This is a genomic window from Pseudomonas sp. EZ-C24, from assembly GCF_014525325.1.
Lineage (GTDB): Bacteria > Pseudomonadota > Gammaproteobacteria > Pseudomonadales > Pseudomonadaceae > Aquipseudomonas > Aquipseudomonas shirazensis.
Window position 1 is genome coordinate 531020 of sequence record NZ_JACDIU010000014.1, and the last position, 16285, is coordinate 547304.

Consider the following 16285-nt stretch of genomic DNA (forward strand, 5'->3'; position numbering starts at 1 on the left):
GCTCTCCTAGCGTGTCGGTTGGCTGGCCAGGCGCGTGGCAAGCAGCAGCTTCCAGGTTGCCACGTTGTGCTGCCAGCACGCCTTGATCGCTGGCCAGCCGCGGCCTTTGAGCAAGGCCTTGAGGGCCAGGACCAGATCGCCCACGCACACCAGCAGCATATGCAGGATCAGCCCCAAGACGCCGTGGTGCTTGCGAAAATAGAGCAGTTCGCTTTCGATCTGATAAGCCGAGATCTGCCGGCTGGCAGCCTCGAGCTTGGCCACTGACTTGGAGCTCTCGCCGCCGATGTGCACCACCGTCGTGTGCGGATAGAACACCACCTTCCAGCCAGCCTGCTTGACCCGCTTGCAGTGGTCGACTTCCTCGTAATAGAGGAAGTAACGCGGATCGAACAAGCCGACCTGATCAAGCACTTCCCGCCGTACCAGGTAGTAACAGCCCGGCAGCCAGTCACATTCGCGGACCGAGTCATGGTCCCAGTTCATTTCATCGACCATCTTCACGCCCGGGAACAGGCGTTTGAGGCCGGTACGCGCAATGAACACGTTCAAGGGCGTGGGAAAGTAGCGGCAGCACGGCTGCAGGTCGCCCTCGCGTCCTTCCAGGCGCACGCCGAGCACGCCGCAGTCCGGGTGCTGGTCCATGTAGGCGATGGTTTTTTCAAGGGTGTCGCTGGCGACGAAGGCGTCGGTATTGAGCAGCAACGCATAGCGGCCCTGCAGGTGCTCGAGCAATTGATTGTTGGCGCGGCCAAAACCCACGTTGTCGCGATTGCTGACCAGCAGCGCCTCGGGACAGACCTCGGCCAGGCGTTCCAGCGAGTTGTCGACCGAGGCGTTGTCCACCACCAGATAGCTGGCCAGGGTTTCGCTGTCGGCGCGGCGCAGGGCATCGAACATCGGCTGCAACAAGGCGCCGGTGTTGAAGTTGACGACCATGACGTCGACCGGCTTGCTAGCCATTGTTGTTGTCTCCAAAGAAGTACTGGCGCCTGACCTCGGCCAGCATCGGTTCCAGTGCCGGGTCGTAGGCGCCCTCGCGCTTCTTGATCAGGTCGATCCAGGGGTAGGCATTGCAGCGTTCCTCGACGCGCTGGATCATCTCGGCAGTGGTGCAGATGAACCTGGCCGGGTTACCACCCACCACCGTGCCGGGTGGCACGTCTTTGGTCACCACCGAGCCTGCCGCCACTACCGAGTCGGGGCCGATGGTCACCCGCGGCATGACGATGGCACCGTGACCGACAAAGCAGTTGTCCTTGATGTCGATGAAGCCCACCGAATCGAGCTGTTTGCCGTAGCACACCTCGATCAGTGCCACCACGGCATCGTGGCCGATCAGGGTGCAGTCGGACAGGCCGACATTGCTGCCCAGGCGCAACAGCGCCGGGTCGGTGATGTTGCAGCCTGGGTTGATGTGGATATTGGTACCGACCGAATAGAACTTGCCCCAGCGCGCCATGTACGCGCCCCAGTCACGGGCATTGGGGTTGCAGATTTTTTTATAGGCTGCGCCACCGCGCCCGGTCGAGTACACAAACGACGTGATTGTGTTGCGTATCCATCCATACATGCTGCTTGCCTCGCCAATAAAGCAATCCCTGGACTGTTGCTGAGGCGTCTGCGGTCTCGTTTTGTCCTTGCGACCGTTTGCGCACCCAACCCGTTATCAACCGCAGTGAAGCAACTACTCGTTCAAACAACCGCACCGCTTGCTGCCCGGAGCCTGGCGTTGAGGTGATCGGCCAGGCGCAGGGCAAACTGGATCAGCGGCATGGTCGGGTTGGAGGCGCCGCCCTTGGCAAAAATACTGCTGCCGGCGACATACAGATTGTCGGTCGCGAACACCTTGCAGTCAGCATCCACCACGCCAAATTCAGGCGAAGCGGCCATGCGCGTGGTGCCCATGTGATGCGCATGCGGGGCCATCTTCAGTGGCACGCTGCTCTCGTAGACAAAATCGTTGAGCTTGACGAAGCCCAGGCCCATTTCGGCGAACTGCTTGGCCATCTCGGCGCCGATGCACTTGATGGTATGCCGGTCGTCTGCACTCACCACCCAATTGACATTGACCTTGGCCACGCCCAGCTCATCCTTCTCGTCGAGCAAGGAAATACGGCTTTGCCGGTTGGGAAACTGCTCGATCATGGTGCCGATGATGCCGTCGCCTGGACAACTGAACTTGGCGATGAACTCGACCTTGCTGGCCACGCCCATTTCACAGGCGAGGTTTTCCAGAAAGTGCTTCACCTCGGCAGTTCTGCCGTAGGTCTGTACATCGGCCAGCACCGCCGTGGAAACATTGCCCTTGCCTGCCTGGTACTCGGCAACGAAGGCGTCGGTGGTGTAGTACTGGCGCGACTCAGTATCCTCGCCGTCCTTGAGGATAAAGGTGCCCATATCGACGTTCAGGTGCTCCATGAAGCAGCGTCCGACCGGGCCGTCCTTGCTGACCACGCCAGCGGCGCGCAGCGACTCGCTGTTGAGCAACTGCCGGGCGTTCTCGATCGCGCCAGTGGCGAGGATGAAGTGCCTGGCCTGCAACCGCGCGCGCTGGCCGTTGTAATCGGACACCAGTACAGCCCCGACGCGGCCAGTATCCTGAGCGAATTCGATATCGACGCAGTTGCAGTTGATGAACACGTCCAGGCCAGGGGTGTCGTTGAGCGCTGCTGCGTATTTTTGCGCAAAGCGCGTGGGCGGGCTGAGCAGAAACCGGTCTGCTTCGAACTCGCCGCCCTTCAGCCCGGCATTCATGGTGTGAAATTCGGCGCCTGCGGGCAGATCGACGATGTCCATGGCAGCAGCAAGGTACTGCTCGATTTCCGCATAGGCGATTGGCCAGCCGGGCATTTCGCCGGGTGGTGCCACAGAGAAGTCCGATGCGGTGAAGGGGCGGCAGCGCCCTGCCCAATGGTTTGAGGTGCCGCCCAGATAGCGCAGGCGGGTTTCTTCAGCGTACAGCTCAAGGCCGGTCGAGGTGCATTTGTAGAATGCCTGCGACTGCGGGGTGTATTCATGACCGCCCGCTTCGAGCAGCACCACCCGCCAACCGCCTGCGGCCAGGCGCAGGGCCAGGGTGATGCCGGCTGGGCCGGCACCGACGATGCACACGTCGTAATCATTGCGCAGCGTTTTGTCTGCCTGATAGTCCTTGATCATGCCGGCCCGTCCCGAAAATAGTCAGCAGGCAATACCCAGCCGTTTATCACCACGAACCCGGCCTTTTTCTCGGCAGGCTTTGCCACCGCGCTGGCACTCACGCCAAACATCGCCCCGCCGATCCCCAACACCACACAACCCCGAAGAAAGCCTCTACGACCGGACAGCCGACTGCAAAATTCAAGCTTCCCCATAATTCCAAGACCTGTGCCCGTGGATTATTGACATCTTAGTAGCTGGCCCGACAAGCGTCAGAGCCAGGCGAAAAAATGCGTGACCGCAACGCCGAACAACGCCCCGACCGCCAGCATGGGCAGCACCACCAGCTCGCGCTTGAGGCTGAACATGCCCAGCTTGCAGTTGACGCAGACCACCAGGATCAATGTCGGCAAGGTGTGCAGGGCGACCCCCCAGATCGCGTATTCGACGCCGCCCAGGGCCAGCAACAGCGGTAATAAGGCCCACAGCGAAACCAGCCGGATGATGTTGTCCATGGCCTGATACTTGGTCAGGCCGAGGGCCACCCAGAGCTGATGCGACATGGTGTAACGCAGGGTGAAGAACGACAACGACAGAATCGCCAGCATCGGGCCGGCTTCGGCATAGCGCTCGTCATACATCCAGCCGATCAGCAACGGGCTGGCAGTCAGCAGTACGCCGCAGGTAAACAGCATGGCCAGGTCGACCAGCAGCTTGAACCGGTAATACAGGCGCTTGAGCCGCTCCATGTCGCCTTCCCGGACTGCCTCGCTGAACGCGGGCAAGGCCACCGAGCCGCCCAGGCGCAACAGCCCGGTCTGGATCGCGCCCAGAATCAACACTGCAATCGAGTACACCCCCAGTTGCGCCACCGTCATGCTCGCGCCGAACCACATGCGGTCGCCGTACATCGCCAGCACACCGACCATCGACGACAACAGGATCCAGCGGCCGAACACGATCAGCTCCTGCAGTGCGTCGCGGTCCCACTGCAGGCGGTTGCCATGGCCGTGCATCGCCAGGTGGCCAAGCAAGGTGCCTGCCAGCGCCGAAATCAACCCGGCCAGCACCAACGACCAGATCGAACGGGTGAAGTAACCAATCAGCAACATCGCCAGCAATCCGATGAACTGCGACGCCAGTTCGATCAAAACCACGCGCTTCTGTTGGAAAGTTCGCACCGCCACATCTATCTTGGTCGACTGAAAGCCCCAGATGATCGCCGACAGGCCAGTGGCAGCCAGCACCATCGGCAGCTCGGGGGCAGCGTAGGCCGACTCGGCAGGCCACAGGTCAGCCCGCTGGGCATACCAGGCGGCCAGTGCCAACAGCAGGGTCAGACCAAACAGCACGAAACCGCGCACGATCTGCACGGTCCAGGCGGTATTGAGAAACAGCGGATCGTCGCCGCGCGTGCTCTGGATGATGTTTTGCCGCAGACCGACGTCGGACAGCAAATGCAGGAGCATCGAAACCGTGCCGGCAATGACCATCACACCGAACATTTCCGGCAACAGCAGCCGCGCCATGATCAGGTTGCCGCCCAGCCGCATGCCCTGTGAAGCCAGCAGCGACACCAGGTTCCAGGCTCCGGCCCAGATTGCCCTGGAGCGCAGGCTCACGGCAGCGGACGCTTCAATCGACGGCATGACTTCAATCTCTGACTGAATGGCTAGAAGTCACTATAGTTTCAATTAGCCATGATGCGAGTCTCAATAATCCAGGGATAGGTGCCCTAGCCAATGCCAGAACATTTTCGTGCACTGATCGTTATTTTGTTCGTGGCCAGCGTGGTGTTTGTGATGGCGCGCAAACCGGCACTGGATATCATTCCGCCGGCGGACTTCAAGCGCCGCCGCAACCTCTGGTTTGGCCTGACCCTACTGGCGTTTTTTTCCCACAGCTTCTGGCTATATGCCGCCGCCACCGCAGTGATCCTGTATGTGGTGCGGCGCCGTGAACACAATGTGCTGGCACTGTTTTTCATCCTGCTGTTCCTGATCCCGCCGGCGTCGGTGGAAATACCCGGCTTCGGCGTGGTCAATTACCTGTTCGAGATGAACCACATCCGCCTGCTGTCGCTGTGCCTGCTGCTGCCCACCGCACTGGCCCTGAGCAGGCAAGGCGACACCCTGGCCTTCGGCCGCACCCTGCCGGACAAGCTGCTGGCGGCCAGCCTGATTCTGATGGGCCTGCTGTACCTGCGCGAAACCACCCTGACCGATACCTTGCGCCAGAGCTTCTATCTGTACACGGATGTGTTTCTGCCCTACTACGTTGCCAGCCGCGGCCTGAAGCAGATCAGCGACTTCAAGGATGCGCTGCTGGCGTTCGTGCTGGCGGCGTTTCTGCTGTCGTTGATTGCCGTGGCCGAGTTTTCCCGCCACTGGCTGCTATACAACGCGCTGACCGATGCCATGGGCACCCAGTGGGGCATGTCCGGCTACCTCAGCCGCGGCGGCTCGCTGCGGGCCAGTGCTACCACCGGCCAGGCGATTGCGCTGGGCTACGTGATCAGCGTGGCGATAGGCCTGTTCCTGTTCCTCAGTAGCTATGTACGCAGCCGTTTGCAGTGCCTGCTCGGCGCATTGCTGCTGGCGGCCGGGCTGATCGTGCCGCTGTCACGCGGGCCGTGGATCGGTGCGGTGGTCATTGTCGGCGTATTCATCGCCACCGGGCGCAACGCGGTCAAGCGCCTGAGCCTGCTGGCCATGGCCAGCGTGCTGGCGCTGCCGCTGCTGAGCGTGATGCCTGGCGGGGAAAAGGTGCTCGACCTGCTGCCGTTCATTGGCAACCTGGAAAAAGAGAACATCACCTACCGCGAGCGCCTGCTGGACAATTCATGGGTCGTGATCCAGCGCAATCCGCTGTTTGGCTCGTTCGACTTCCGCAATACCCCGGAAATGCAGTCGATGATCCAGGGCGAAGGCATCATCGACATCGTCAATACCTATATCAACCTGGCCCTGCGGGTCGGGCTGGTCGGGCTGACGTTGTTTGTCGGCTTCTTCGTCAGCATCCTGTTCGGCCTGCGCAAGGCGCTGCGCGCCTTTCCCGACCGCAACGAAGAAGGTCGCCTGCTCGGCCGCGCCCTGTTGGCGACGTTGCTGGGCATTTTGGTGATCATCTTCACCGTCAGCAGTATTACCGTGATCCCTGTCGTGTACTGGTCGATTGCCGGGGTAAGCGTGGCTTACATACAGATGGTGCGCCGTGCCCGCCAGGCCGAAGCCGGTAGCGCATTCGCCAGCCTTCAATCCAGGTAATGACAATGACCTCACTGCGTATGCGCCCCCTCATGCGGGCCTCGGCCCTGCTCGCTCTGGTGCTGCTGCCGCTGCCGGCGTGGACGGCAGAGTGGTCAGTCAGCGTCGACCAAAGCAATGGCCTGCCGAGCCTGACCCGTGGTGGCGGCCCGGTCATGGCGTCACGCTTCGACTTCTGGGGCGCGGACTGGAGCTGGACCGGCTTCTACACCGCGCTCAAGGTCAATGCGCCCTATGCGTACAGCCTGATGGGCAAGAGCAAGGACCTCGACTTTGATCTGACCGCGAGCATCGCCAAGCCGCAGGCACAGACCCTGAGCTGGGACATCACCCTTGACGCCCACAGCAGGAAAACCGACATCATGGGCGGCGGCATCGTGTTCAACTTCGACCCGGCGCTGATTGCCGGCGAGATGGGCAAGCCGGTGTTGCTGCCGGGCAACAGTGGCTGGTCGTGGGGCAACGATGCCCAGGGCCGACGCATCGAGATGCGCTTCCAGCCCGCCTTGGCCAGAGTGTTCATGGAACGCGGCGACCCCAGTGAAATACGTGCGTTTTTCTATGAGGACCCGATTGTACCCGGTCGCCAGCAGATCAAGGCGACGCTCACGGTCAGCGGCGATATCGACATTGGCCAGACCACGGAAGAACGTTTTGGCCTGGCCGACCCGAACAGTTGGCCGGATGACCAGCTCGACTGGCGCACCGCTCCGGTCGACCTGTCATTTCTCAATGCCGGGGAGAAACCGGCCGGCAAGCGCGGCTTCGTCAAGGCGGACGGCGAGCAGTTGGCCTTTGCCGACAACACCCCTGTGCGCTTCTGGGGGACCAATCTGTCTGCCTATGCGCTGTACAACACCCCCGACGACGAGATCAAGCAACAGGCCAAGCGCCTGTCAGCGTTGGGCTTCAACCTGATCCGCCTGCACCATCACGATTCGCCCTGGGTCAGCCCGAATATCTTTGGCGATGTCAGCAAACTGCGCGATACCCAACAGCTCAATGCCGAATCGCTGCGCAAGCTCGACTGGTGGATCAAGTGCCTGAAGGACGAAGGCATCTACGTCTGGCTGGACATGCACGTCGAACGGGTACTGACCATCAACGACCAGATCAGCGATTTCGCCGAGCTGGCCAAGGGCAAGAACTACATCGACCTCAAAGGCTATGCCTACGTCAACGCCTCGATCCAGCAAGCGATGAAGCGCTTTGCCGAGCAGTACGTCACCCATGTCAACGCCTACACCGGCATGGCCTACAAGGATGATCCGGCGATTGCTGCGCTGTTGCTGACCAATGAAAACGACATCGTCCAGCACTATGGCAACGCGCTGCTGCCGGACAAGGGCGTACCGCGCCACAGTCAGCGCTACATGGAGCTGGCCAAAACCTTTGCCCAGCGCCACGACTTGCCGGCAGACCGCACCTGGCGTGCCTGGGAACCTGGCCCGTCGAAGCTGTTTCTCAACGACCTCGAGCACCAGTTCAACGTCAGCCTGATCGAGCACCTGCGCGGGCTCGGCGTGAAAGTGCCAATCGTCACCACCAGCAGTTGGGGCGGCAATGGCCTGAGTACGCTACCGGCGCTGACCTCTGGCGACATGATCGATGCCCACAGCTACGGTGCCAGCGGCCAGCTGGAAAAAAACCCGCTGACCAGCGACAACCTTGTTAACTGGCTGGCTGCGGCACAGGTTGCCGGCCTGCCGATGAGCGTGACCGAGTGGAACGCCCAGCCGTTCCCCAGCCCCGATCGTCACTCGCTGCCGTTGTACATTGCCGGCACCGCCAGCCATCAGGGCTGGGACGCGATGATGCAGTACGCCTACAGCCAGCAGGCTTTCATCGCCCAGTGGATCCGCGCCGACAACTGGAACGCCTACAACGACCCTGGCCTGATGGCGACCATGCCCGCCGCCGCCCTGCTCTACCGGCGCGGTGATGTGCAGCCCGCGCAGACCCGCTACGTCTTTGCGCCCTCACCCGCCACCCTGTTCAACCGCCTGATCACCCCGGCCAACTCGGTCCTGCTGCGCAGCGCAATGGAAAAAGGCCAGTTGCAGATCGCCCTACCGGCCTCCCCCGAGCTGCCCTGGCTGCGGCACAGCCCCATCGCTGCGGGCGCGCAGGTGCTGCAGGATCCGGACCAATCGTTGCTGGCAGCCGATGCCAGCGAGTCCAGCTCTGACACTGGCGAGCTCAAACGCAACTGGCAGCAAGGCGTGTACACCATCGACACCCCACTGACCCAAGCGGCGACTGGCTGGCTGGGCGGGCGTTCGATGAGCCTGGCTCAGCTAGGGCTCGACCTGCAAACGCCATACGCGAGCGTGGCCGTGCAAAGCCTGGATGGCAAACCGTTCAGCCAGTCACGCGAGCTGCTGATCTCGCTGGGCACCCGCGCGGTGCCGCGCCCGGATGACATGACGCCGTTTCACGTCGAGCCGCTGCAAGGTCGCGTCAGCATCAAGGCTGGGCCAGGTTTGAAGCTGTATACCGGCAAACAGCAGCAGTTGCCCGTCAGCTACGAGGACGGGCGCTATGTGATCACTTTCGATGGCCAGCACATGAGTAATTGGCTGTTCTTGAAATAGCCATTTTTGCCACCTACCCTCTCAGAAGTCAGCTTTAGTCCGCGTTTGCTCGACCCGCCTTAGATGCACCTGTTTGACCCACCCAGGAGTGGACGGAACAACTACAGATTCCAGGAGAATTGGATGAAGTTTCTGGTTGTCGGCGGCGCAGGCTACATCGGTTCACATATGGTCAAGCACTTGCTGCTGGCGGGGCATCAAGTTGTGGTCGCCGACGTCATGCCGGCCCACAGTGGGGTCGTCTGGGTCAATCTGGACATCGCCGACCGGCCAGCACTGGATGCGCTGTTTGCCTCTCATCGCTTCGATGCGGTGTTTCACTTCGCCTCGTTCATCCAGGTGGGCGAATCGGTCAGTGACCCCGGCAAGTATTATCAGAACAACGTCGCCGCGACGCTCTGCCTGCTCCAGGCGATGATGCAGGCAGACGTCAGGCAGCTGGTGTTCTCGTCGACCGCCGCAGTGTACGGCGACCCCCAGTATGTGCCGATCGACGAGGCCCATCCAAAGGCGCCGATCAACCCCTATGGACGCAGCAAATGGATGGTCGAGCAGATGCTCGAAGACTTCGATCGCGCCTACGGGCTGCGCTCGGTGTGCCTGCGCTACTTCAATGCGGCTGGGGCTGACCCCGATGGCATGCTGGGCGAGTGTCATGAGCCGGAAACTCATCTGATCCCATTGATCCTGCAGGCGGCCTCAGGTCGGCGCCCGGCAGTGACCGTGTTTGGCCGCGACTACAGTACCTCGGATGGCACCTGCATCCGCGACTATATCCATGTCAACGACCTCGCCTCGGCGCACGCCTTGGCGATCGACTACCTGCAGGCCGGCGGCGCCAGTACGGCGTTCAACCTCGGCAATGGCGAGGGCTTTTCCGTGGAGCAGGTGATAGCTGCCGCTCGCGGTGTCACGGGGCGGTCAATCAATGTCATCGAGGCAGGACGCCGCGCCGGCGACCCGCCGAGCCTGGTGGCCGACGCGAGTAAAGCTCGACAGATCCTCGGCTGGCACACCCAGTACCCACTGCTTGATGACATCCTTGGCCATGCCTGGAACTGGGAGCAGCAATACCCCTGGCGCTAAACACCAAGGGTTGGTCAGGGTTGAACACTACTCAGTAGTAAGAGCGGGTCTGCGCTTCGGCCTTGTTCAGCACGGCACCAATCAGGTTGGCGGTGGCCAGGTGGTACAGGCAGTCTTCGATTTCCTTTTTGCTGTTGTTGCCGTTGGCGACCACCAGCAGCACGCAGTCGAACTTGGGCAGCACGGTGATTGCATCGTCGGAGCTCAGCAACGGCGGCAGGTCGAAGATGCAGATGCGTGACTCGTAACGCTCGCGCAGGTCATGGATCAGGTTGTTCACCTTGGGCGAGGACAGCACCTCGGTGGACAATGGCACCGGCTCACGGGTCGGCAGCACGACAAAGCGCGGCAGGGTCGGGTTGACCAGCACCTCCTCCAGCCCAGCCTGATTGTTCAGGTATTCGTTGAGCGCCTTGCCCATCGGCAAGCCCAGGCTGCTGCCGACCCGCGGCCGGCGCAGGTCGAAATCAACCAGCAGCGCAGTCTTGGTGGTGTGGTGGGCGATGCTCATGGCCAGGTTGATGGCCAGCACGGTCTTGCCGGCCTCAGGCGTTGGCGAAGTGATCGCCAAGGTCCGCCAGCCGTTCTCTTCCATGGTTTGCAGCACTTGCGTGCGCAACAGGTCGAAGGCCCAACTCATGTTCGAATTCTTGTTGTAGGCGACGATTCGATGCCGCTCCAGATGCTCCGCGCGCAGCGGCACCACCGTGGTGTTGACGTAATCGAACTGGCCCAAGGCCTCGGGCTGCTGCAGCACCGGTGCTGGTTGCGCGGCACTCGCTGTTACAGGATGAAGGTTGCTTCCAGTAGCCGGCGTACGTCTGTCCATCGCTGCTTTCCCTATTCAAACCGAGCCATAGCTTTATAAAGCAGAAGGTCCAATGGCATGTAGAACAGGTGGACCATGAGTAACATGATAGCCACCAGTGCCAGTGCAGCAAGCACCGCCAGTACTCGCCAGCGCCTGCGTTTGGCCAGTTCAGCCTGGGTGGCGATGAACGGCACCGCAACCAATACCCGCTTGCCGACCACACTTTCCAGTGCGCCAACACCGCGCACGCGCTGGTTGAGCATTTCCATCAGCATCACCAGTGCCGCGCCGCCAGCCGGTGCCAGTACCGCGCCGAGGGCGACGATCTTCTTGCGATTGGGCTTGACTGGTTTTTCCGGCAACAGCGGCGGCTCGAGCAGAACAAAGCGCTCGGCCTTGTTTTCCTGCTCCAGGCTCTCGGTGATTTTTGCGCCCATTTCCTTGGCGCGGATTTCCTCGTACTTCTTGCGGGCGTTGTCGTGGTCGCGCATCAACGTGACCAGGCCGCGTTCGACCTGCGGCGCCTCGAGAATCTCCGCCTCGTAGCCTTCGATCTTGGCCGAGAGCTGACGCTTTTGCTCAACCAGCGAGGCGATGCGCTGCTGCGCGGCGCCGATTTTGGTACGGGCGCGGGCAACCTCGAGGCTGACGCCCGAAGACGCTTTAGGACCGCCACCTGCCGCCTGCAGCGCATCAATCTTGCGTCTGACGGCAATCACATCGGGGTGGGCTTCGGTGTAGGTGGTCAGCAGGCGAGCGTATTCAGCCTTGAGGCTGGGCAGATCCTGCGGCAAGTCAGCTGCACCGCCGCGGCTGCCATCGGCTTTGCTGGTGACACCGGCGTTGGCGGCAGACAGCTCTACTTCAAGGTAGCGCAGCTCTTCCTGAGCGGCCTTGTAATCACGATCGATCTCGCGGAATTCAAGCTCGGCGCGGGACAACATGCTCATGCGCAACGCCTGGTTCTCAGGCAAGGTGTTGGCGTGCGCCTGTTTGAAGTCAGCCAGCTGATTTTCCAGGGTGGCCAGTTCAGCGCCCAGCTTGTTTGCCTCCTGGGTAAGGAATTCGGTGGTTTCGGTGGCGCGCTCGGTACGCTGCTTGACGTTTTCATTGAGGAACAGCGTGACCAGCTCGTTGGCGACTTCCTGAGCCACCTCGGGACGCTTGTGCTCGAAGGACACGTTGAAGGCTACAGTGGTTTCACCGCGGCCTTTGACGAAGGTGCTGAGGGTGTTGACCACGATCGTGTTGCGCATCTGATCGATCTTCTCCGACTCGCTGAACTGGCGGCCCTTGTCGGCAAACAATTGGTACTTGTCGATGATCCGCAGCAGATTGTCGCGGGTCATAACTCGCTGGCGAATCACCTCGATGCGCTCATCGGCGAAGCTGCTGTTGTTGGCCGAGACCAGTTCAGGCGAGATCTGCTGCGACTCGACCAGAATGGTGCCGGTCGACTGATACAACGGTGGCACGCTCAGCGCGACCGCCACGCTGATGGCCAGAATGACCACGATGGTCACCCCGAGCAGCAGCGCACGGTCCTTGATGATGGCGATGTAATCCTTGAGGGACAGCTCGTATTCAGACTTCATAGTGGCCACCAGGCTGAACGTCAGAGGTCGGGGATTCGGTAAGTGAGGGTCAGGCCGACAATGGTGCCAACGGCGTCACCCAGGTCGTTCTGCTTGCGCTCGCGGTGCATAAAGGACAAGCGCACGTCCCAGAACTGCGAAAGCTCCCGGCTGGCCCACACGCCGTAGGTCTGCAAGGTATTCGGGGTCTGGCCCTTGCTGTCTTGCCAGGCCGCGTCGACGCCGACCCGGGTCAGCTCATCGACTGCATAACTCCAGCTTCCGCGCACGGCGTCGACTTCGGCAAAGCCGCCCTCGGCACTGGCCACCGTGCTGCGTTCGGCAGTCAACGTGGCGTCATGCCGTTCGCCGTTGTAGCGCAGCGATGCACCGCCTTCCCCGCGGCGCCCGCCGCCATCACCAGAGACCTGGTTGACGCCTACGCGCAGGGTACCCTCGAGCCGCTCGGAGAACTGGTACTTGACCCCGACCACCGGCGCGTAGCTGTTGGAAGCGCTGGCGGTGGTGTCATCGTCAGGCTCGTAGCGCCTGGCGGTGATGCCGGTGAAGAACTGGGTCTGCGCACTCCAGGCGTAGGTCAAGGTGAGTTCGCTGGCCAGTTCGTCGTAGCCGGTAAGCGTGTTGATGTCGTAGCGGGCCCGGTTGTAGGTGGTTTCGTTTTCCAGGGTGGTCCGCTCGGTCAGCGCGCGGTTCCAGTTGCCGATCAGCGAATACAGCTTCTGGGTGCCGTCAGTGGTGACCACACCGGTTTCAAGCACTGTGCCGGAAAGTGTCGAGCTTTCGCTGTACAGGCCACGCAAGCCAAAACCACCGGTTTCGGTCTCACGCTGCCAGCCAATACTCAGATTAGGGTCTTCGCGGTCATCGACCACCGACTTGTCGGATGAGCGCAGCACCGTCAGACCCAGGCCGAAGCGCAGCTCATCGCGATCGTATTTGCCAACCAGGCTGTAATTGGGCGCAATGATGGTGCGCACCACGCTTTGCTCCTGGGAGCTGAGCAATAGCGGGTTGCTGTCGTATTCGACAGTGCTGGGCAATGTTGCCGAAGACTGCCAGACGGCAGCGTGGACCGAGGCCGAGTACGGCAACATGCAGATTGCCGTTACAACACCTGTTGCGCGAAGCAGCGGCACGGTCGATTTTGCGCTCACCAGCCCGCTCAAGGGACGACCAGCGTATCGCCAGCCTGAAGTTGGATATTGGTGGACAGATCACGCCCCGAAACCAAATCCTTGTAACGCACCGGCAAGACCCGCTCGGTATTGCCGACACGGCGGATCACCTTGATCGCGCTTTCATCGGCGAACTTGTCCAGGCCGCCGGACATGCTCAAGGCCTGCAGCACCGCTGTCGGCCCAGACATCTGTACCGGGCCAGGCTTCATCACCTTGCCTTGCACATAGACCAGGTTGCCGTTGACCTCAGTTACCACGACGCTGACGTTGGGGTCTGGCATGTACTTTTCGAGTTGGCGGGCGACACGGCTTGCCGCCGTGGTGACATCCAACCCAGCGACATCAACTCGGCCTGCCAGCGGGAAAGTGATGCTGCCGTCGGGCAGCACTTTGGTTTCCTGGCGCAGGCTGTTATCGCCCCACACCGAAACAGTGACCTTGTCGCCCGGACTCAGCAGATAAGGCGAACTCTTTTCATCGGCACTGACCGTACCGGACCAGACCGCAAGTACGCAGACCAGTGAACCTAACAAACGCACCATGGGGGTCCCTCCGGCCAGGCGGCCGTCAAAAGAGCACTGAATGAGAACTACGCACAACCTCTCGCTCTACTGCAAAGCTGCATTGCCACCGCTACAGCGGCTCTGCGCTGCTTTACGGCCGTTGCCTCAATGCCCTGTCAATCAACCGGCGTTAGCGCCACTGGCATCTGGAATATAGCTAGGCTTTGAGAATTGACAAGCCGCTCCTAGCCAACCCTGCTGCTCTATCTTGATCGATCAGACCTGGCGCCCACCCACACAATTGAAAACCAGCCAAACGCTTGAAGCCGATCAGATTTTTCTTCTATTGGCGACGGCGACAAAACCCACAACTGCAAACGCAAACAACCATGCCGCTGTCGTCAGCGGGATGACGCTGTTCTGGCTTACATATGAATCAGCGGCACGAGCAGCACCGCTTAACAGCACCAGCAGGAAAATCGATTTGATAAACAGGGTCGAACGCATAATCCCCTCCAGAAAGAGGACAAACAGATGAGTTGGGTGCAGATCGCATGGGGTGTTGAAATGAGCTTATGGGCACAATGATATTACGTCAATGATCCGACACCATAATAAAACTCAATCGGGGGGCACTGTTTTCGTCAAAAACACGACAACTGAAATATGCTGTTTTGCCTAATCAGCTAACAACGGCCAAAAGCGCCTATGCTCGCTAATCTTCGCGGTAAAAGCGGGGCTTGATGACCGCTGAAATGCGAACATTTCGCGTCAATGGACCATTGCGCGGGCGCAAATCAGAGTTTAACTGGTTAGCAAACGCGGCGCGGTTATTCCGCTTGGCGATATATATTTTCTGCAGGTGTTTCATAAACGAGAAGGCAATGTAATCAATTGCATTTAACACGTGCCAAGTAGACATCCACTTGCACAATTGCCAGGCAACGGGGTATTAGCCTGCTGGCAGCAGATCGAGAGTTCGGTCAAGTTCATCCCTATCGATAATAAAGCCGTCACCTTCTGGTTGACCGACGACAAACGCGAAATGTTGCCCATCGCGATCTGCCAAGTATTTGTAATAACTGACAAAACGGTTGGGTGGTTGCAGGGTCAGGATGGTTCCGCCCTCTCGCAATACGTTGACGCCGTGGACCAGTTGGCTGCCTTCGACACCCGCAACAATCCTGGCACCCGCGCACGCCGCCACAATGGTGGGCACATCGTTGCGCAGCGGGTCGATGACGCGAAACCCATACTGCGTGCGCAGGTGCTCGGCAATCGCCAGTTCGTTGCGCAGCAGGCGCAGCTCGCCAGCGCCGCCGCGCAGCAAGAACACACCCGGATGCGGCGCATGGCTGACATGGGATAGCAACTTGTCGCCCATGGCGCGATAGCGTGCATGCCGGCTGCGGTTGTGGCTCTGGTCATCGAACAGGACCAACTCGCGGAAGAAGGCCGTGTGCAGGCGCAGCGGGTTCATCCCCAACCAGGCCTCATAGGGCGGCGCCTGAGTGAACAGCGGCAAACGTGCCGAGGGCGCAGTCGTTACCGGCACTCCCTCATCGCATGCCAGCGCATAGGTCACGCAGTCTTCCATCAGCCAGGTGCCAAACCACGAATTGCCATTCTGCGTGCAGTAGATCGCTGCGCGCTCGATCTCGTGCTCCACCGCGATCCCGGGAAGGGTGCGCGGCTTGGCCGACAGCCATAGGCTGGCGTTGTCCTTGTACAGAACGCCATCGATAAGCCAGACATCCTTGAGCAAATAGCCCCGGGTGGGGCCATGTTCGACCTGGATGCCGCCGGCCATGGTCGGGCCGGGATGCACATAGGGGAAAAAACGCGCCTCCCAGCCGGTTACCCGCTGCATTTGATCAGGCAGGTAAATTGCCGGTGGCGTGATGGTGCGCTCACCCGGGGCGATGTCCCAGCTCTTTACTGCAAGGCTCTGCAGGGATCTGGCAGCTGACCGCGCCAACTTTTGCCGGGCAATGTTCCGATATGCGGCAAGCGTCCAGGTGTGCTGGCGCGAGGCTGGCTGGCCACTAAAATTCGAGATATTGCTTGGCATGAAGCCTCCTCCCACAGGACGGGTTCAACACAGGTCGGTT

At 60.7% G+C, this 16285-nt stretch carries 13 protein-coding genes; 3 read left to right on the plus strand and 10 right to left on the minus strand.

Annotation, left to right across the window (positions count from 1 at the left end; all coding sequences use genetic code 11):
* Nucleotides 1–6 precede the first annotated feature (6 nt).
* From IDM28_RS11525 to IDM28_RS11540, 4 genes are all read right to left on the minus strand, one after another.
* Entirely contained in the window at nt 7–963 is a 957-nt protein-coding gene (locus tag IDM28_RS11525) for a glycosyltransferase family 2 protein (RefSeq protein WP_188035972.1), read from the minus strand.
* On the minus strand, nt 956–1573 hold the full coding sequence (locus IDM28_RS11530; RefSeq protein ID WP_101319580.1) for an acyltransferase: 618 nt from the start codon (nt 1571–1573) through the stop codon (nt 956–958). The genes IDM28_RS11525 and IDM28_RS11530 overlap by 8 nt, the downstream gene beginning before the upstream one ends.
* Nucleotides 1574–1695: 122 nt before the next feature.
* Nucleotides 1696–3162 (minus strand): FAD-dependent oxidoreductase, encoded by a 1467-nt coding sequence (locus IDM28_RS11535; protein WP_188035973.1) that lies wholly within the window; start codon nt 3160–3162, stop codon nt 1696–1698.
* Nucleotides 3163–3413: 251 nt separating this feature from the next.
* A complete protein-coding gene (locus IDM28_RS11540; protein WP_101319586.1) occupies nt 3414–4790 on the minus strand; it encodes an oligosaccharide flippase family protein in 1377 nt (458 codons plus the stop codon).
* Nucleotides 4791–4883: 93 nt separating this feature from the next.
* Here IDM28_RS11540 and IDM28_RS11545 point away from each other — a divergent pair, with 93 nt between their 5' ends.
* From IDM28_RS11545 to galE, 3 genes are all read left to right on the plus strand, one after another.
* A complete protein-coding gene (locus tag IDM28_RS11545) occupies nt 4884–6407 on the plus strand; it encodes an O-antigen ligase family protein (RefSeq protein ID WP_188035974.1) in 1524 nt (507 codons plus the stop codon).
* A gap of 5 nt (nt 6408–6412) precedes the next feature.
* Nucleotides 6413–9001, plus strand: a complete 2589-nt coding sequence (locus tag IDM28_RS11550) for a cellulase family glycosylhydrolase (RefSeq protein ID WP_188035975.1) — start codon at nt 6413–6415, stop codon at nt 8999–9001.
* A 123-nt stretch (nt 9002–9124) separates the two neighbouring features.
* Nucleotides 9125–10087, plus strand: a complete 963-nt coding sequence (gene galE, locus IDM28_RS11555) for a UDP-glucose 4-epimerase GalE (RefSeq protein ID WP_101319593.1) — start codon at nt 9125–9127, stop codon at nt 10085–10087.
* Nucleotides 10088–10118: 31 nt separating this feature from the next.
* Here the strand turns inward: galE and IDM28_RS11560 are convergent, their stop codons facing one another.
* From IDM28_RS11560 to IDM28_RS11585, 6 genes are all read right to left on the minus strand, one after another.
* Nucleotides 10119–10916, minus strand: a complete 798-nt coding sequence (locus tag IDM28_RS11560) for a CpsD/CapB family tyrosine-protein kinase (RefSeq protein WP_101319595.1) — start codon at nt 10914–10916, stop codon at nt 10119–10121.
* An 11-nt stretch (nt 10917–10927) separates the two neighbouring features.
* The gene (locus IDM28_RS11565; RefSeq protein ID WP_188035976.1) at nt 10928–12493 is read right to left on the minus strand and encodes a GumC family protein; all 1566 of its coding nucleotides are present in this window, start codon (nt 12491–12493) and stop codon (nt 10928–10930) included.
* Nucleotides 12494–12513: 20 nt separating this feature from the next.
* A complete protein-coding gene (locus IDM28_RS11570; RefSeq protein ID WP_188036367.1) occupies nt 12514–13629 on the minus strand; it encodes a hypothetical protein in 1116 nt (371 codons plus the stop codon).
* 26 nt (nt 13630–13655) lie between these two features.
* A complete protein-coding gene (locus IDM28_RS11575; RefSeq protein WP_101319602.1) occupies nt 13656–14213 on the minus strand; it encodes a polysaccharide biosynthesis/export family protein in 558 nt (185 codons plus the stop codon).
* Between the two features lie 291 nt (nt 14214–14504).
* Nucleotides 14505–14681 carry an EPS-associated small membrane protein EppA gene (eppA, locus tag IDM28_RS11580; RefSeq protein WP_178080767.1) on the minus strand — a complete coding sequence of 59 codons (177 nt, stop codon included), beginning with the start codon at nt 14679–14681 and terminating at the stop codon, nt 14505–14507.
* Nucleotides 14682–15126: 445 nt separating this feature from the next.
* The gene (locus tag IDM28_RS11585) at nt 15127–16245 is read right to left on the minus strand and encodes a glycosyltransferase family 61 protein (RefSeq protein ID WP_150571690.1); all 1119 of its coding nucleotides are present in this window, start codon (nt 16243–16245) and stop codon (nt 15127–15129) included.
* Nucleotides 16246–16285 lie beyond the last annotated feature (40 nt).